The following is a 17,431-nucleotide window of genomic DNA, read 5'->3' on the forward strand; positions in this document are numbered from 1 at the left end:
CAAGTGTAAGAACTAACGAAGCTAATAGCTCGATGAGAAGTAAATGTGATGTAGAAGGATGCTCGAAGTTAGGAGCCATCGGACCCCAGAGTCCTTATTTGCTCGAAATGTAACCTTTTGAAAGATTAACGGACCCCAATGCAACTATGAGCACAAAAAGGGAGGAAATCAGCTCCCTATGAGCGGAATAGCGTCGCTCAGGTCCGAAAATGTGTCCAAAAGCCCGTTTTAGCACAAATAGCTGCATCTGAGTCCGATAGGGAGGATGGAGCTAAACCAACCCAACCCAACCCAACCTCCACGATCTTCCACCAAAATTACTTTGAATTTAAGTAATTTATGTGTTGACATATCTCTTTGGAATATGGTTTTATTATGTAGACCAATTGTTATAATGCAAAGGAAGTGTCAGCTTGTCGAACAAGCCGAATACGCGTGAGGCGATTTTGGACACCGCTTCGAAATTGTTTTTTTCTCAGGGATATCATGCAACAGGACTGAATCAGATTATTAAAGACAGCGACTCGCCGAAGGGATCTCTTTATTACTACTTTCCTCACGGTAAAGAAGAACTGGCTTTAACATGTATTAACCGGACTAGTGAAGTTGTCGCACAGAAGCTTAGACATCATATGGAGAACAGCAAGAGTGCGTCTGAGGCAATGGAGGATTTCATTCTAGGAATGGCTAAAGATGCAGTGGAATCCTCATACGAGGGGATAGTTCCGTTTAGTTTTTGGTTAGCGGCGGAAACATCCTGTATTAGTGAAGAGCTGCGGACAGCATGTAAATCTGTGTTTATGGACTTGCAGGATGTGATCAAGAAACGTCTTTTGGATGAAGGCGTAGAGAACAAGCCCGCGGCCGATATGGCTTCAGTGGTAATCTCTTTATTTGAAGGGGCGCTTCTCCAGACGCTGACTTTTCGGGATGAACAACCGCTTCTCGCGGCGGCAAAGATTATCCCAGCAATACTTGGTTAGATACAGACAAATAGACAAGATTATCAGGAGGATTAAGGGTGGAAGCAACTATGCAAGGGAATCAACAAAAAGAGGTCAAGAAGTTTAAGACTATTCCGATTCTTGTCTCTTTATTACTAGCAGGTTTTATCGGAATGTTCAGTGAAACGGCATTAAATGTTGCTTTAAGCGATCTAATGAATGTCTTACAAATTACCCCAGCAACAGCACAATGGTTGACAACAGCTTATCTGCTTACACTGGGTATATTAGTACCAATTTCGGGGATGCTGCTTCAATGGTTCTCGACGAGACAGCTGTTTATAGCGGCTTTATGTTTTTCAATCCTAGGAACATTCCTAGCAGCAGTCTCACCTAACTTTGAGTTCTTACTTACAGCAAGAGTGGTTCAAGCTATGGGAACAGCGCTTCTGTTGCCACTGATGTTTAATACAATCCTTATCATCATTGCTCCTGAAAAACGGGGGGCTGCAATGGGGATGATCGGACTGGTTATCATGGTTGCTCCGGCGATTGGACCTACCATTGCTGGACTTCTTATTGAAAGCCTCAGCTGGCACTGGATTTTCTGGTTGTCATTGCCATTCTTGGTGATTGCATTGATATTTGGGATTCTGTTCATGCAGAATGTAACAAAGGTGACGAAACCGAAAATTGATATCCTCTCCATTGTGTTATCTTCACTCGGGTTTGGCGGTATCGTGTTTGGTTTCAGCAGCGCGGGTGAAGAAGCGGGCTGGGGAAGTCCGAAAGTGATCATTGCGATCATCGTAGGTGTAGTAGCATTGTTATTGTTTGGACTTCGTCAAATGAAGATGAAGGAGCCAATGATTAATCTGCGTGCTTTTAAATATCCAATGTTCGCTATTGGTGTAGCTATGGTATTTATCTGTATGATGGTTATTCTGTCCTCCATGCTGATTCTTCCGATGTACCTTCAACAAGGACAAGGTTATACAGCTTTCAAAGCGGGTCTATTGCTGCTTCCAGGCGGAATTATAAACGGATTGATGTCCCCAATTATGGGTCGTATGTTTGATAAATACGGTCCGAAATGGCTCGTTATTCCAGGTCTGATTATTGCAGCGGTAGCCTTGTGGTTCTTCTCCAGTATTAGTGTAGCTTCTACGGTTGTGTTCGTAATCGTACTTCACAGTACGCTTATGATTGGTATTTCGATGGTATTTATGCCGGCACAAACAAATGGTATTAACCAGTTACCGCTAGAGCTATATCCAGATGGTACAGCTATCATGAATACACTGCAGCAGGTTGCTGGTGCAATTGGTACTGCATTAGCAGTCAGCATTATGTCCGCGGGTTCAAAAAGCTATATGAAAACTGTAGAGAACCCAGCAGATCCAGCTAATATGTTACCTGCGTTCACGAACGGTGTACAAAATGCTTTTATTTTCGGAATGAGTATGGCGATTGTAGGACTAATTCTTGCTTTCTTCATAAAAAGAGTAGTTGTTAATCATAAAATGAATACTCCAATGCATTAATAATTAGAGGAATTCGATTAAAAGGAGTGCTAACTGGCAACAGTTCTAGCACTCCTTTTTTGTCGTCAATCATTGTGTCCATTCCATCATATATACTCGTTTTAATTCCACGTTAAGGATCACGATACAGTAGCTATCATCATCTTTTTCTTATAGTAATACAATCCACTTTCTTCGAGTTCTATAAGGTTCGCCCAAAATAATTTTTCGTATTTTTCTTTTTCATTTGGATAAATGGCCATCACGGAATCTTTGAAGCTTGATACTCTCTCTTTTAAGGTGTCAATAGACTCAACATTGAGGAGATGACAAAATGCTGCGTCTTTGATTTCTATGAATTGCTTTTCGTTGTAATTTAATACGTAATAGCTTTCGCCATCCCCATGGAAACTGGGTGGACTTTCAAATATCACTTTTGACTCTGTAGGTTTAGAGATCGCTATTCCCCAATTTATCTTCTACGCCTCATAATAGGTCAAAGAATTGTTATGGAGCATATATCCAACGAAAATAACTATGAAAAGAACGAAAAACTCCAGATGGCTATTGTTGTTTTTTGCATGGTAGATCTCCTCAAAATGTTGCTTGTATTACCATTATTATACATGGGAGAGTGGGGAATAGGGAGGGAATAAGGGGGGGAATAAGAGGAACTTTACATACATAGATTTACGATGTATAGTTGTCCTAGGTATAAAAGGATAAATAATATTCATGTATACAGATATTAGTCATTTGACGAGGAGGCAAATCAACGGTATAAATCCCGTAGAATGAGCCCAGTCCGGACCGAGGAGGCAAATCAACGGTATAAATCCCGTAGAATGAGCCGAATCCGGGCCAAGGAAGCAAACGGTATAAATCCCGTAGATTAAGCCCACGCCGGCCTGGGGGTGCAAATCAACGGTATAAATCCCGTAGAATGAGCCGAATCCGGACCGAGGAAGCAAATCAACGGTATAAATCCCGTAGATTAAGTCCACGCCGGCCCGGGGGTGCAAATCAACGGTATAAATCCCGTAGAATGAGCCGAATCCGGACCGAGGAAGCAAATCAACGGTATAAATCCCGTAGAATGAGTCCGGACCGAGGAGGCAAATCAACGGTATAAATCCGTAGAATGAAGTCCGGACCAATCAACGGTATAAATCCCGTAGAATGAGCCCAGTCCGGACCGAGGAGGCAAATCAACGGTATAAATCCCGTAGAATGAGCCCAGTCCGGACCGAGGAAGCAAATCAACGGTATAAATCCCGTAGAATGAGCCCAGTCCGGACCAAGGAAGCAAATCAACGGTATAAATCCCGTAGATTAAGCCCACGCCGGCCCAGGGGTGCAAATCAACGGTATAAATCCCGTAGATTAAGCCCACGCCGGCCCGGGGGTGCAAATCAACGGTATAAATCCCGTAGAATGAGCCGAATCCGGTCCAAGGATGCAGATCAACTACTATGATGAGTGAAATTTGTTTAGTGGATCAGATACATCCACGTCAATTGTAAAGTTTAGAATTTAGGAGGTGTTAGCTGTTGAAAGTAAGTAAAGAGATGCTGAAGGGCAGTACGGGTACGTTGATTCTGACTCTTTTACTGGAGAAGCCATTATATGGTTATGAGTTAATCAAAGAGCTGGAGCTGAGATCTCAGGGTGTTTTTTCATTAAAAGAAGGAACCTTGTATCCGATTCTGCATGCGATGGAAAGTGAGCGCTGGGTGGAGGCTTACTGGATGGAGGTAGAAGGAAGGAAGCGTAAGTACTATAGAATCCTGGATGAAGGTAAAGAGAAACTCAAGGAGAAAAAAGCAGAATGGGTTATGTTCAAAGGTGCAGTTGACTCCGTTCTGGGAGAGGGTGGTGTATGATGAAAGAGAGGCAGCAGCAATTTTTGGATGTAGTGTGTGCAGAGATTAAAGCGAAAAAAACTCACCCAGAGATACGTCAAGAATTAGCTAGTCATCTAGAAGATTTAATTTGTGAAAAAGAAGCCGACGGTGTATCACGGGAAGAAGCCATAGCTTGGGCGATCGAACAAATGGGGAGCCCGCAAACGTTAGGGAAGGAACTTCATCTAATACATAAACCACATGTACCTTGGGGATTGTTTGGAGTTGTAGCTTTGTTATCCGCGATCAGTCTGATCGGAATGAGTTCTGTGGATGTAGGCTACAGTGATATCGTTAAGGGTTCTTTTTTGGATAATGCGTTTAGACGCCAAGCGATAAATATACTCATTGGAATTGTATTGATGTTTGGATTGTATTTTATCGATTTCAGAAAGCTGAAAAGTTTCTCGTGGGTATTATACGGAACATCAATAGCCGGAATTCTGTCGAGTATATTCTGGGGGATAACAATAAATGGAGTGAATTATGGTCCTAGGATTTTTTTGATCTTACCTGATATGACATCCTATCGTCCTTATGTTTTGATAGTCGCGTTAGCAGGGATTTTAGTGAATCGCAAGGAATCGGCTAAAAAGAAAACTTGGCGGAGTGGTTTGTTCAACATAAGCATTCTGTTAGCACCTGCCTTGCTTCTAATCTCTTTAAACTCTCTTCCAGAGCTTGTGGTGTATCTAATTTCTTCATTAGTATTATATGTATGGATTACTCGCGATTGGATTAAGAGTGTAGTATTATTAGGATTCTTTGTAATAGTTGGACTAATGTTCATCTTCAATAGCGACTACCTGATGGTCAGAATCATTAGTGCTATAAATCCCTCTTTAGATCCAGACGGTTATGGCTATATATACCAAGTAATGCGTGAAGTTATTAGTTCAGCGGGTTGGTGGGGGCACGGATTCGGAGCAGTAGAACAAAAGCTGCCGTATGTCTACTCAGATATGTTGCCTGTCTATCTTATTCATTGTTTTGGTTGGGCGGGGGCACTGCTTTTGCTGGCAGTTATCTCCTGGTTCTTCATCAAGCTTCTATCTACGATACGAGCGATTCGTGAGCCCTATGGACAAGCTCTAGTGTTGGGTTTGGCATTTTTGCTAGCGATAAGACTAACCTATGGTCTTGCTATTTTGAGCGGTGGAATGATGCTGACTTCTATCCCGTTCCCTTTCCTGAGCTATGGGAGTCATGTGTGGTTTGAATATGCGGCTATTGGACTTCTGATGGGTATTTATCGTAGGAAGGACATTGGAGGCGTCCAGGATAATACTGTACTAAGTTAGATTCAGGATCCTCTCGTATGTCTAATTATTAAGTATGAATACTTAAGGGAGGTCTTTTAATGGGATGGAAAAAAACAGGCTTGTTAAGTGTTGCCTTTGCCCTAGGCTCTATGGGAGGGTTTGGGAGTATACATACAACAGATACTGTAGCTGCCGCAACTGTGAAAGAATCTGCAAAAGTCTATAATCAATTCCAACAATATGTACAGAAGCCGGCATCTCTGGCTAACGCCCGGAATTATTTGATTAACCATATCAAAGAAGTGGATACCTGGACAGCAACTCAGATGACACTCCAGCTCGAAAATGCACAGAAGGCATATTTACCTGTGTACTCTGAGAAGGTTTTTCCGGAGAATGTTCAGAAAGAGATAAATAATGCTTTTTCCAAAAGCAAAAATCTAACCTACAGCACACTCCTTAATGCGATCAAAGATGCTAATGTGCGCAATATGTTAATTGAAGGACGGGATAAGGGATATAAGCTGGAGACTAGTGAGGGCATGTACTATCCAGTGATGCATTATGAGGGCTTCAAAAGCTTTAAGCCATATGTCACGAAGGACATCGCAGCTTACATTGACATCATGGCCACTGAATCGAATCAACCAAGTGTTTTTGATGCAGCTATTGTGATTAGTTGGACAGAGTTAACGAACAGGGCGCTTGCACTGGAGGATTTTGTGACGAAATATCCAGCTTCCAATCGGTCAACCGTTCTTCAAAAAGAGCTGCTCAATGCAACTTCACGCTTATTATATGGATCAAGCAACACACCAGCTTATGACTATGATGAGCAAGTAATCAAACCTGAAGTGAAAAAGGCGTATGAGAATGCATTAAAAGGAAACAAAGGCGACACCAGAATCCTAATGATTTTAGAAAAACTACTACAGTTACTTGATTCCACAAATAATAAACTCACACCTGAAGTGGAGAAATTTCTGAATCAAACGGTTAATTCGAAATGAAGAGGCGGGATCTATTGAGAACCGGATTTAGAGGAACAAAAATCATAGTTTTCGCATTTGTGCTGTTGTTATGGACAAACACTATTGTTATGGGCAGCGCAGATGCAGCTTACGTTGGATCATCTACAGACAATGTACTGCAGCAAATGCAGCTGGAGAAGAAACACCGTCTGCCGCAAGGATTTATCTATTTGGATGAAGTGATTCCTACTGCCCATTTTGAAATTCGTTATTACGGAGACAATAATTTTGTAGGGAAGCGGATTGATGGATATAAAGCGCCTTTAGCGATCTTTTCAAGGACTGCGGCTACAGCCTTGAAGGCAGTAAGTGAGGATTTAGCCAAAAAAGGATATATCCTAAAAATCTATGATGCTTATCGTCCGCAGACCGCGGTGAATCATTTTGTAAGATGGTCACAGAATTCCGCGGATACTAAGATGAAGCAGCAATATTACCCGCTACTGGATAAACGTAATTTATTCAAACTCGGATTTATAGCGAAAAAATCAGGACATTCCCGTGGCAGTACCATCGATTTAACGATCGTCAATAAAGAGACCGGTGTAGATGTAGATATGGGCAGCCCGTTTGATTTTTTCGGAGATATCTCTTTTTATGATACATCGTTAATCACCAAGACTCAGAAAGCAAATCGCGCAATTCTCAAAGAGGTTATGGTGAAGCAAGGCTTTAAACCTTATAGTAAGGAATGGTGGCATTTTACGCTGATAAAAGAACCTTTTCCTAAGCAGTATTTTGACTTCAAAGTGGAATAGTTATTTAAAAGAAGCGGCCCAACATAATGTTGAACGGCTTCTTTTTTTTTGCTTGTCTTGATTATCATTAGGATTAGCACATGCTGGAAACGCACATAATACTTGTAATAGATAAAAGGGAGGTTTCGAACGGATGATCAAAATGGCAGCGGTTGTTGTGTTAGGTGTTCTATTTTTAACTAATGGATTTGGTGGATTTGCCGCTCCAACAGTATGGGCAGACTCCGGCAAGGTTAGCGTAATTTTGAATGGTAAACTACTGGAAACTAATCCCCATTCAGCCTACAATAAGGGCTCCACGGTCATGATTCCGCTCAGAGAGGCTTCCAATGCACTTAAATATACAACAACTTATCAAAAAAGTTCAGAAACTATAACACTAACAAGGATAAATGAAATAATTAAATGGAAGCTTAACGAACATTTGGTTAGCATCAATGATGCACAAGAATTGTTTTTTAAAGATGATATCGAATTCAGACAGGATCATATCTATGTTCCAATCTCCTTTTTTAAGACAATTGGTTTAGTAACCTCATATGATGGGGAGTCCAATCAAGTTGAAGTGTATACCCCTGAAGTGACAGCAAGTGTTATAGCGGGGTTACTGGTCGGCGGTAAATATAATGAATTATCGGAGCGATATCATTATGATGTGGTCGTAAATAAGCCGAGCTTAAATGGATTACTGGAAGACTGGAAGCAAATTACGGTAAAAGCCGGGAATTATCATGGGATTAAATCTACAAAAAGTAGCTATAACGAGGATCAATTTTCTATTCGCTGTGTATTGGATTTTGCAGAGATAGAGATTCCACTTGAAATTATATTGAACACATCGGGCAAAATTATAGAATTAAGAGAGACGCTCTAATCGGAAAATGATTCCATGATGACTATGCACATTTCCCAAGCGAGAAGATTTAAGGGGATTATGCATAGTCTTTTTGCTGTTCTAATATACATTTCAAGATAATTTCTGAAGGGTATCGTAAACCCGATGTGTTTTTAATGAAAAAAATGGTTTTATTTGTTGACTTCCAGATTCATCGAATGTAAATTAAAATTTGAAATAATCAATAAAGCATTTAATTAAATTAGAGAAATGAGTGGAGTACTGGATGACAAAAACTATGACTGGAATGAGTACTGCAGAAGATCAACCATTTTCGTTAAAAGCAATCATCCCCCCGCTTCTTGCTATTATTGTCGGCATGATTATGGTTATTCTGGATGGTACTGTTGTGAATGTGGCCGTTCCCAAGCTGGTTGATTATTTTGCTTCCGATCTCAAAACGATTCAGTGGGCGATTACGGGTTATACTTTAGCTTTAGCGGCTGTAATCCCACTCGCGGGCTGGATGACCGATCGTTTTGGATCGAAACAAGTTTTTCTGGCAACTCTTACGATGTTTATTCTTGGCTCTATGTTATGTTCGGTTGCACAAAGCTCATCTCAGCTCATTATTTTTCGAGTCATTCAAGGTCTTGGCGGGGGGATGGTTGCTCCCATTGGGATGGCGATGGTTTTTAAATTAGCTCCAGTAGAACGTCGAGGTTCTATTATGGGGATGCTTGGTATTCCAATGCTCTTAGCTCCGGCACTCGGCCCAGTCTTATCCGGTTGGCTGGTGGAGTACGTAAGCTGGCACTGGATCTTTCTGATTAATGTACCTATTGGAATCGTTGGCATTATTCTTGGTGTTAAATATTTGCCGAATTCTGAAAAAAAGAGCAAAGGCAAACTCGATATCCTAGGCATTATTCTTGCCCCAATTGCCTTCTCTATGTTGGCTTATGGGGTGAATGAAGGCGGTGGAACAAGCTGGTCGTCTACTCCCGCTATTGTTGGCTTATCTGTTGGAGGGGTTGCATTGATCCTTCTTGTCATTGTGGAGCTGCTTCACAAAAATCCGCTTTTACAACTGCGAGTTTTCCGTTCGTCGGATTTCACTAGGGGTATTATTTTAACTTGGGTTATGCAAGCTGCTTTGTTTGGGTCCATGTTATTTGTGCCCCTTTACCTGCAGCAGATTCGAAGCTATACCCCGCTGGAAACCGGTCTGATTCTACTTCCGCAGGCTTTAGCTTCAGCAATCGGAATGCCGATTGGCGGTAGGTTGTTTGATAAGATCGGGGCTCGTCCGCTGGCGTTTGTTGGACTTAGTATCATTACGGTCACCTTGTTCCTGTTATCCGGAATTAGTGTTACAACAAATTTATCGTTAATTATGACATACCTGGGTTTCTTAGGTTTTGGTATGGGTCTAACGATGATGCCTTTGAATACTCATGTCTTGAATGCTGCTCCACGTGAATGGGTGGGAAGTGTAACTTCACTTACTGCTGCTGCTCAACAAGTCGTTGTTTCATTTGCTATAGCTGGAATGACAGGTTACCTGACTAGTCAGATCGCTGTTCATATGGGAGCACTGAAAGCGGGAAGTAATCCTTTGACAGCCGCAGTTAGTGGTTTTGATGATGTGTTCTTCCTGTCTGGCTGCATAGGTGTGGTAGGTGTATTAATGAGTATTATTTTGCGCAAGCCTAAGCTTTCCGCTGGCGATCCTTCCTCTGGAGAGGGACAGAAGGCAGATGCGGCGATGATGATGGGGCATTAATTGAACCAATAAACATAGAAAAGGCGTCGTTCAGCTTGTATAGTTAAACGACGCCTTTATTGTTATAAATGCTCTGGTTTCTTCTGAGCCCACGATGCGGGGAGTGTTGCTTTACCAAGCAATTCAGAAGCCACGATTCCGAGCAGAACAAGCGCTGCGCCAGCATAACCCTGCATCGATAACTTCTCAGCAGCGAACCAATAACCAAACATCGCAGCGAAGACCGGCTCAAGGGAGAAGATTAGTCCGGTGCGGGTTGGTGAAGTATATTTTTGAGCAATAGGTTGCAGGATGAAGCCACAGGCACTGCATAGGATACCAAGCGCTAGAATTGCTGTCCAATCTGGCAAAGTAGAGGGTAGCGAAGGTGTCTCGAAGATTGCGGACAACACTAAGGCCAACCCTCCGGCAAATCCTAACTGCAAGATTCCAATATTCAGGGAATCACATTCTTTTACCGCCTTGCCTGTAAATAAGATCTGTACCGCGTAGAACACTGCCGAAAGGATACACAGGAAATCACCCGGCTGAATAGTTAAGGTTGCATTTAAGGTAAGGAGTCCAATCCCGGCTATGGCGAGGATGGAGCCGAACACTTGTGGAGGTGCAACTCTTTTTTTGAAAATAACTCGATCCAAGATCGGTACAAAAATAACCGTCAACGCAACTAGAAATCCTGCGTTTGAGGTGGTGGTTGTTTGAAGTCCGAAGGTTATACATGTGAATACGCCGAGCAGGAGGAATCCGAGTAGGGCGCCATATTTTAATGTTTTGATGTCTACTCGTCTTAATCGTTTGTGGAATATCATAACGGCTAATATAAAAGCAAGTCCGAAGCGCAGTGCAATCAGATTGAATTCGCCTAACGTACCTAACCCCATTTTCATAAATATGTAGGAGGAGCCCCAAAATAATGTTACAACTAACAGCAGCAGCTCAGCTTTGAGCGGTTTCATCTCTTCATCCATCCTTCTTCATTTTCAACTCAATATAGTATAATACGGCTCTATACATAAGGTAACTGAATGTTTATCATAGAATACATGAGTAAAACTTATGCAATTTATAAGGGTGGGAACAGAGGTTGAGCATTAATAAATATGAGATTTTACTGAAAGTTGTGGAGCTAGGCAGCTTAACAAAAGCAGCAGATGTACTGGGTTTTACGCAATCCGGAATTAGTCACACCATTAGCAGCTTGGAGATGGAGTTTGGGTTCGCGTTATTAATTAGAAATAGATCCGGTGTGAAATTGACAGTAAACGGAGAACAAGTTCTGCAGCCTATCCGTGAAATCTTGAAGTGGAACGAGAAATTGAAGCAGGAGGTAGCGGACATCCACGGGCTAGAGATTGGCACGATTACCATCGGTACGTTCACCAGTGTGTCTGTGCATTGGCTGCCAGGGATGATTAAGCAATTTCGCAGTGAATACCCTTATATAGAAATCAAGCTGATGGAAGGCGGTTATTTGGAGGTTGAGCAATGGATAGAGGCTGGAGTCGTAGACTGCGGTTTTATTTCACTGCCTACACGTGAGAAGTTTGATGTAATTCCTTTAAAAAAAGACCGGATGTTAGGGATTGTATCTAAAGAGAATCCGCTAAGCACGGAGCCCTTTCTTTCCTTATCGCAAATTGCTAAGGAGGATTTCATTATCCCGAAAGCAGGTTCGGATTATGATGTTAGACGTGTGCTGGATAAGGCGGGGATTAAACCAAATGTTAAATTCTCTGCGGGTGATGACTATGCCATTATGTCTATGGTGGAGAAGGGGCTTGGGATTAGTATTTTGCCAGAGCTTGTCTTAACCCGGCAAAATTATAATGTAGCCATGTTAGAATTAGAGGAACGAAGTTTCAGATCGTTAGGAATTGCTGTCCACTCTATGAAATACGCTTCTCCCGTCACCAAAAAATTTCTAAAGCATGTGCAAGTGTGGCTGAAAGATAACGCCTAAATAAACACGTCAAAAAATAAGAAACTGATACCTCTTCAACGTTAGGGGAATCAGTTTTTTTTAGATACTTAGTTGTTTTTTAGAAAAAGGGTAATACATACGGGCCTCTGTAATCGATTTTAAGGGGTTTTCGTTAATTATATGTATATCTCCATTATTGTGTAGTTATAACGGCAATGTGATGGATTTTAGGGATGTTAAAATGCGCGTTTGTTCTCTATCGATATCTGTTTTTTAGCGAATGATATGTTATAATTAGAAGAGTGGGAAAAAGAAATGTATTCCAGATGATCTGTCTATGTGATGATTTTATACACAATTACGGATGGATGAGATTAGGAGGGGGATAAACGATTGTCCGTTACAATTATTACACTAGTCGTATTAGCAGTATTTATAGGTGCCTTGATGAGAACCATGTTTGGTTTTGGTGAAGCGATTGTGAGCATGCCACTGCTTGCACTGCTCCCGATTCCTATACATACCTCAGTTTCTTTGATTGGATTGGCAGGCCTCACGGTTGCCTCACTTACAGTTGTGAGTGGGTGGCGGCATATAGAACGACCTATTCTGATTCGATTAGCACTCTCAACAGTGATAGGAATTCCTGTAGGACTAGTTATGCTTTATTTAGCACCTGCAAGTGTAATTATGACTGGACTTGGTATATTTTTGATTGTTTATGGAGTTTATTCAGTGATTAAGAAGAGAATAGTTAAGACGATCGATCATCCCTTGCTTAAGGCAAAAGGCTGGGTGTATCCCTTCGGATTCGCTTCGGGTGTACTTGGCGGTGCTTATAACTTTAATGGTGTCCCGGTCGTGATCTATGGTACTTTACGACAGTGGAATCCTGATCGCTTTCGGGGTACGTTGCAAGCTCATTTTCTTATTTCTGGTGTACTTGTTGTAACTGGTCATGCTATCGGGGGATTGTGGACTACGGATGCTCTTGTTCTTTATGGATATTCTATTCCAGCAATTATCTTAGCTACAGTGCTCGGTGTATATGTGAATAAACGTATTCCTGCTAAGAAATTTGAGAGTTACTTATTTCTGATTATCATTTTACTTGGTGTCCTATTGCTAGTACCTCGCGGATAGTTGAAAAGAAATAGAAAGACGTTCTTCTCCTTAGTGTATATGAACGTCTTTTAAATTTATCCAATCTTAGGGTTGACGAAGAGCCTTGTTCATGAGAAAATGTACGCGCGTACATTAAATGAATGCGTTTTCGAATAGTGTATTGAACGAGGCTAAATGTCACTGTTCATAACCTATGAGAAGGAGGAATTTATATCGCCAGCCGTAAAGAGGTTGCCGAGCTTGCAGGTGTGTCAGAAGCCACAGTATCTCGCGTGTTAAATAACGTTGGTCCGATTAAGGAAGAAACGAAGGAACGTGTGTTGGCAGCTGCTCTGAAGCTAGGCTATACCCCTAGTTCACTCGCTCAGAGCTTTGCACGTAGACGGAGCGGGAACTTGGGTGTAGTGATGCCTTATTTGCCGAAAGCCCGCTTGTTCTCCACTTATTATTTTTCGGAAATATTAAGTGGAATAGGGAGCAAGGCGCGAGAAGAGGGTTATGATCTGTTAATGCTGTTTCGGAATGCCGAAGAGCCAATGGATTATAGCGGGTTGTTTAAGATGCGGAAGATCGATGCTTGCATTGTGCTTGGCGCTAAAGAAGAGCCAGGTGAGCTAGCCTCACTCCGCCGTTTGAAGGAAGAAAACCATCCTTTTTGTCTGATTAATCAGCATTTTGCAGGGGAAGCTTTTCACGAGGTGGATGCCGATCATGTCGAAGGAAGCTGGCAAGCGGCTAAACACTTACTGGAACAAGGTTTTACGAGGATTGCTTTTCTAAATGGGCCTGAATCTTATTCCAACAGCCGAGATCGTCTAACGGGGTATGCCCGCGCTTTGGCAGAGGTGAATCTTTCTGTAGATTCTTCACTTTTGTTCGAAGGTAACTTCAGCCGGAAAAGCGGGATTATAGCTGCCAAAGAAATGTTGCCTCTGCTGGATGAGATTGATGCGATTATGGTCGCCAATGATCGGATGGCCATTGGTTTGCAGCAAGGGCTGCAGGAGCTAGGAATACCAAGGGATCGCCTGCCAGCTATTGTGGGTTATGATGATTCGGAAGCTGCGGAGCTTACCACACCTGCATTAAGCAGTGTGCGGGTTCCCTTTTACGAACTAGGTGAACTTGCCGCAGCCCAAATCATTGAATTGCTGGGAAACAATCTGGCAGAAATACCCGCACCAGCCGTACAGATCAAATTACCGACAGAACTAGTTATACGAGCTTCATCTAAATCTATCAACACTTAGGAGGAATAAGATGAAACAGCTTCGCATTGGAATGATCGGTTATAAATTTATGGGTAAAGCCCACAGTAATGCTTATCGCAGTTTGCCTATGTTTTTCCCGAAAGCGCTTAAACCGGAAATGTCTGTAATCTGTGGACGTAATAGTGAAGCGCTTGAAGAAGCTGCATCGCAGTTAGGCTGGGCGGATTGTGTTACGGATTGGAAGGATCTGATCGCTCGAGAGGATATTGATCTTATAGATATTAATGCTCCCAGCAACGCGCACAAGGAGATAGCTTTGGCAGCAGCCAAAGCAGGTAAACATATTTTTTGTGAAAAACCACTTGCGCTGACCTTGGCAGATTCCCGTGAAATGCTGCAAGCTGCTGAAGACGCGGGAGTTACACATATGGTTGGTTTTAATTATCGCTTTTCTCCGGCAGTTCGACTGGCTAAGAAGCTCATAGAGAGTGGGCGTCTGGGAAAGATTTATCATTTTCGGGCTTGGTTTCTACAAGATTGGATAATAGATCCGGATTTCCCTTTAGTATGGAGACTGCAGAAGGATATCGCCGGTTCAGGTTCGCATGGAGATTTGGGGGCGCATCTTATAGATTTGGCTCATTTCTTAGTAGGCGATATGAAGGAAGTAATCGGTATGAGCGAGACCTTCATAAAAGAGCGTCCGCTTGCCGCTGAAATGACTGGTTTAAGCGCTAAAGGAGATAAAGATGCACCCAAGGGTAAGGTTACCGTCGACGATGCCACCTTGTTTTTAGCCCGTTTTGATAATGGTGCTCTGGGCAGCTTTGAAGCTACAAGATTCGCAGCGGGTCATCGCTCTACCAATTCTTTTGAGATCAATGGGAGTCTTGGTAGTGTGAAATTCGACTTCGAACGTATGAATGAATTAGAAGTTTTTTTGACCTCGGATGCCGAGGATGTACAAGGTTTTCGTCGTGTGCTGGCGACCGATCCTGCTCATGAGTATGCAGAGGCTTGGTGGCCGCCTGGTCATACGATTGGTTTTGAACATACGTTTATTCACGAAATGCTGGAGCTTTCTAACGCAATTGAAGAAGGTCGTCAGCCAGAACCAAACTTCAATGATGGAGTGAAATGCCAAGCGGTGTTAGAGGCTGTAGAACGCTCTATTGATGAACGCCGTTGGGTCGATTTATCCGAAATGTAATCTAACCTTAGAAGGAGTGCTGAAGATGAGAAAAGCATTGATTGTATGGGGCGGTTGGGATGGTCATGAGCCTGAGCAGGTAGCTGATATAATCGCTAAAATGTTGCAAGAGGAACAGTTTGAAGTTGAAGTATCGAATACACTGGAGGCTTTTGCTGATGCAGATAAGCTTCTTGGACTAGATTTGATCGTGCCGGTATGGACAATGGGCACAATCGAGCAGGAACTTGTGAATAATGTCTCCGCAGCTGTACAACATGGAACAGGTCTTGCCGGTTGCCATGGCGGGATGTGTGATTCTTTTCGTAATAATGTAGATTGGCAGTTTATGACGGGTGGACAATGGGTAGCTCATCCTGGTAATGACGGCGTTAACTATACCGTAGAGATTTGTCAAAGCTCAAGTCCTCTGGTAGAAGGATTAGAAGATTTCAGCATTTGCTCAGAGCAATATTATCTGCATGTAGATCCAGCTGTTGAAGTTCTTGCTACGACTCGTTTTCCAGTAGTTGAAGGGCCTCATTCGTATAATAAGGCTGTTGATATGCCAGTAGCTTGGACAAAACGTTGGGGCTTGGGCAGAGTTTATTATAATTCACTCGGGCATCATGCGGACATTGTAGATCAGCCGCAAGTGCGTGAAATGATGCGCAGAGGATTAATATGGGCAGCTGAAGGTAAAGCGCAAGCATTATCCAATGTTTCGGGGGTTAGTAATAGCTATAGTGGAATGGCAGACAGTCAATAAATTCTGGGAGCGATCAGCGAATGGATAAAGTCAAAGTTGGTATTATTGGATGCGGTAAAATCAGTAGTATCTATATGGAGAACTGTCAAAAGTTCGAGATCCTTGATCTAGTTGCATGTGCGGATTTAGATTTGGTGAGAGCACAAGAACAAGCGGATAAATACAATATTCCAAACGTCTATACCACAGAACAATTACTGAATGATCCAGAGATAGAAATCGTAATCAACTTAACGATACCAGCTGTTCATGCGGAAGTATGCCTGAAAGCTATTGAAGCGGGTAAACATGTATACGTTGAGAAACCTCTAGCTGTGACGAGAGAAGAAGGACGCAAAGTTCTGACTGCGGCGCGGGAAAAGGGAGTACTTGTGGGCAGTGCACCGGAGACGTTCTTCGGAGCGGGAATTCAAACGGTTTTGAAGCTGATAGATGAAGGAGTAATTGGCGAACCTGTTGCAGCTACTTCGTTTATGCTGGGCCGTGGACATGAGCATTGGCATCCAGATCCGGAATTTTATTATGCCGCTGGTGGAGGTCCAATGTTCGATATGGGTCCTTACTATTTGACGGCTTTGGTGCAGCTGCTGGGTCCTATTCATACGGTTAGCGGAATGACTGGGAAAGCGCTGGAAGAACGTACGATTACAAGCGAGAAGAAATTTGGGAATAAAATTCCTGTTCAAATTCCAACTCACGTAGCCGGAACCTTGCTATTTGAAAATGGTGCCATTGCAACGTTGATTACAAGCTTTGATATCTTTGGCGGGAGCAACCTGCCGCATATAGAAATCTACGGAACGCTAGGAACGATTCAAGTTCCAGACCCGAATAACTTTGGGGGTCCCGTGAAACTCCGGCTTATGGGTGAGAATGAGTGGACGGAACAGCCGTTGTTGTCAGGGTATGATCAGAATACCCGCGGGATTGGACCAGCAGATATGGCTTACGCCATTCGAACGGGTAGAGGGCATCGTGCCAGTGGAGAACTGGCTTATCACGTATTAGAAGCAATGTGGGCTTTCCATGATTCTTCTGATGCTCATTCATTCTACGAAATGGAAAGCACCTGCACTCGTCCTGCGGCACTTCCAATCGGTCTTGCTCCTTACACTTTGGATTAGAGAATTCTTCCTGAATCTGCAACCTATCACTTCCGGTCTTCGTTTGAGA

General features: G+C 42.7%; 17 protein-coding genes. 14 read left to right on the plus strand and 3 right to left on the minus strand.

The genetic code is table 11. The features are described 5' to 3' along the window. Window positions 1-413 precede the first annotated feature (413 nt). Window positions 414-983, plus strand: coding sequence for a TetR/AcrR family transcriptional regulator (locus NYE35_RS14650; RefSeq protein WP_076107125.1), 570 nt, complete (start codon window positions 414-416; stop codon window positions 981-983). Window positions 984-1,033: 50 nt separating this feature from the next. Continuing rightward, the gene (locus NYE35_RS14655) at window positions 1,034-2,488 is read left to right on the plus strand and encodes a DHA2 family efflux MFS transporter permease subunit (RefSeq protein WP_036685000.1); all 1,455 of its coding nucleotides are present in this window, start codon (window positions 1,034-1,036) and stop codon (window positions 2,486-2,488) included. Window positions 2,489-2,607: 119 nt separating this feature from the next. Here NYE35_RS14655 and NYE35_RS14660 read toward each other — a convergent pair whose 3' ends face one another. Both NYE35_RS14660 and NYE35_RS14665 read right to left on the minus strand, forming a co-directional pair. Further along, window positions 2,608-2,901, minus strand: a complete 294-nt coding sequence (locus NYE35_RS14660) for a hypothetical protein (protein ID WP_341121447.1) — start codon at window positions 2,899-2,901, stop codon at window positions 2,608-2,610. A gap of 686 nt (window positions 2,902-3,587) precedes the next feature. Further along, window positions 3,588-3,878, minus strand: coding sequence for a hypothetical protein (locus NYE35_RS14665; protein ID WP_341121449.1), 291 nt, complete (start codon window positions 3,876-3,878; stop codon window positions 3,588-3,590). 139 nt (window positions 3,879-4,017) lie between these two features. On the opposite strand from NYE35_RS14665, the gene NYE35_RS14670 reads away from it, so the two are divergent. The 6 genes from NYE35_RS14670 (at window position 4,018) to NYE35_RS14695 (ending at window position 10,043) form a co-directional block, all read left to right on the plus strand. Further along, window positions 4,018-4,350, plus strand: a complete 333-nt coding sequence (locus NYE35_RS14670) for a PadR family transcriptional regulator (RefSeq protein WP_036678319.1) — start codon at window positions 4,018-4,020, stop codon at window positions 4,348-4,350. Beyond that, a complete protein-coding gene (locus tag NYE35_RS14675; RefSeq protein ID WP_076141696.1) occupies window positions 4,347-5,672 on the plus strand; it encodes an FtsW/RodA/SpoVE family cell cycle protein in 1,326 nt (441 codons plus the stop codon). The genes NYE35_RS14670 and NYE35_RS14675 overlap by 4 nt, the downstream gene beginning before the upstream one ends. Window positions 5,673-5,731: 59 nt before the next feature. Beyond that, window positions 5,732-6,643, plus strand: coding sequence for a hypothetical protein (locus tag NYE35_RS14680; RefSeq protein ID WP_052097010.1), 912 nt, complete (start codon window positions 5,732-5,734; stop codon window positions 6,641-6,643). A gap of 14 nt (window positions 6,644-6,657) precedes the next feature. Continuing rightward, a complete protein-coding gene (locus NYE35_RS14685; RefSeq protein ID WP_341121455.1) occupies window positions 6,658-7,422 on the plus strand; it encodes a M15 family metallopeptidase in 765 nt (254 codons plus the stop codon). A gap of 133 nt (window positions 7,423-7,555) precedes the next feature. Next, a complete protein-coding gene (locus NYE35_RS14690) occupies window positions 7,556-8,296 on the plus strand; it encodes a copper amine oxidase N-terminal domain-containing protein (protein ID WP_341121458.1) in 741 nt (246 codons plus the stop codon). A 247-nt stretch (window positions 8,297-8,543) separates the two neighbouring features. Continuing rightward, window positions 8,544-10,043, plus strand: coding sequence for a DHA2 family efflux MFS transporter permease subunit (locus NYE35_RS14695; protein WP_081389255.1), 1,500 nt, complete (start codon window positions 8,544-8,546; stop codon window positions 10,041-10,043). A gap of 62 nt (window positions 10,044-10,105) precedes the next feature. On the opposite strand, the gene NYE35_RS14700 is transcribed toward NYE35_RS14695, so the two are convergent. Beyond that, window positions 10,106-10,999 (minus strand): DMT family transporter, encoded by an 894-nt coding sequence (locus NYE35_RS14700; protein WP_341121462.1) that lies wholly within the window; start codon window positions 10,997-10,999, stop codon window positions 10,106-10,108. 128 nt (window positions 11,000-11,127) lie between these two features. On the opposite strand from NYE35_RS14700, the gene NYE35_RS14705 reads away from it, so the two are divergent. The 6 genes from NYE35_RS14705 to NYE35_RS14730 all read left to right on the plus strand — a co-directional run bounded on the left by NYE35_RS14705 (window position 11,128) and on the right by NYE35_RS14730 (window position 17,382). After that, window positions 11,128-12,003: a LysR family transcriptional regulator gene (locus tag NYE35_RS14705; protein ID WP_076146146.1), complete on the plus strand. Its 876-nt coding sequence runs from the start codon at window positions 11,128-11,130 to the stop codon at window positions 12,001-12,003. 354 nt (window positions 12,004-12,357) lie between these two features. Continuing rightward, window positions 12,358-13,107, plus strand: a complete 750-nt coding sequence (locus NYE35_RS14710; RefSeq protein ID WP_076146140.1) for a sulfite exporter TauE/SafE family protein — start codon at window positions 12,358-12,360, stop codon at window positions 13,105-13,107. 230 nt (window positions 13,108-13,337) lie between these two features. Beyond that, window positions 13,338-14,339 (plus strand): LacI family DNA-binding transcriptional regulator, encoded by a 1,002-nt coding sequence (locus NYE35_RS14715; protein ID WP_370510936.1) that lies wholly within the window; start codon window positions 13,338-13,340, stop codon window positions 14,337-14,339. 10 nt (window positions 14,340-14,349) lie between these two features. After that, window positions 14,350-15,510: a Gfo/Idh/MocA family protein gene (locus NYE35_RS14720; RefSeq protein ID WP_341121465.1), complete on the plus strand. Its 1,161-nt coding sequence runs from the start codon at window positions 14,350-14,352 to the stop codon at window positions 15,508-15,510. Window positions 15,511-15,535: 25 nt separating this feature from the next. Next, window positions 15,536-16,258 (plus strand): ThuA domain-containing protein, encoded by a 723-nt coding sequence (locus tag NYE35_RS14725; protein ID WP_076272475.1) that lies wholly within the window; start codon window positions 15,536-15,538, stop codon window positions 16,256-16,258. Between the two features lie 20 nt (window positions 16,259-16,278). Further along, window positions 16,279-17,382 (plus strand): Gfo/Idh/MocA family protein, encoded by a 1,104-nt coding sequence (locus NYE35_RS14730; protein ID WP_341121467.1) that lies wholly within the window; start codon window positions 16,279-16,281, stop codon window positions 17,380-17,382. Window positions 17,383-17,431 lie beyond the last annotated feature (49 nt).

Origin of the sequence: Paenibacillus sp. FSL L8-0494 (genome assembly GCF_038003695.1) — a bacterium.
Classification (GTDB): domain Bacteria; phylum Bacillota; class Bacilli; order Paenibacillales; family Paenibacillaceae; genus Paenibacillus_AQ; species Paenibacillus_AQ odorifer.

Coding starts and splice junctions, on each gene's coding strand:
- NYE35_RS14655 (WP_036685000.1), top strand. CDS start 1,034: ATGCAAGGGAATCAACAAAAAGAGGTCAAGAAGTTTAAGACTATTCCG.
- NYE35_RS14675 (WP_076141696.1), top strand. CDS start 4,347: ATGATGAAAGAGAGGCAGCAGCAATTTTTGGATGTAGTGTGTGCAGAG.
- NYE35_RS14680 (WP_052097010.1), top strand. CDS start 5,732: ATGGGATGGAAAAAAACAGGCTTGTTAAGTGTTGCCTTTGCCCTAGGC.
- NYE35_RS14690 (WP_341121458.1), top strand. CDS start 7,556: ATGATCAAAATGGCAGCGGTTGTTGTGTTAGGTGTTCTATTTTTAACT.
- NYE35_RS14695 (WP_081389255.1), top strand. CDS start 8,544: ATGACAAAAACTATGACTGGAATGAGTACTGCAGAAGATCAACCATTT.
- NYE35_RS14700 (WP_341121462.1), bottom strand. CDS start 10,999: ATGAAACCGCTCAAAGCTGAGCTGCTGCTGTTAGTTGTAACATTATTT.
- NYE35_RS14720 (WP_341121465.1), top strand. CDS start 14,350: ATGAAACAGCTTCGCATTGGAATGATCGGTTATAAATTTATGGGTAAA.
- NYE35_RS14725 (WP_076272475.1), top strand. CDS start 15,536: ATGAGAAAAGCATTGATTGTATGGGGCGGTTGGGATGGTCATGAGCCT.
- NYE35_RS14730 (WP_341121467.1), top strand. CDS start 16,279: ATGGATAAAGTCAAAGTTGGTATTATTGGATGCGGTAAAATCAGTAGT.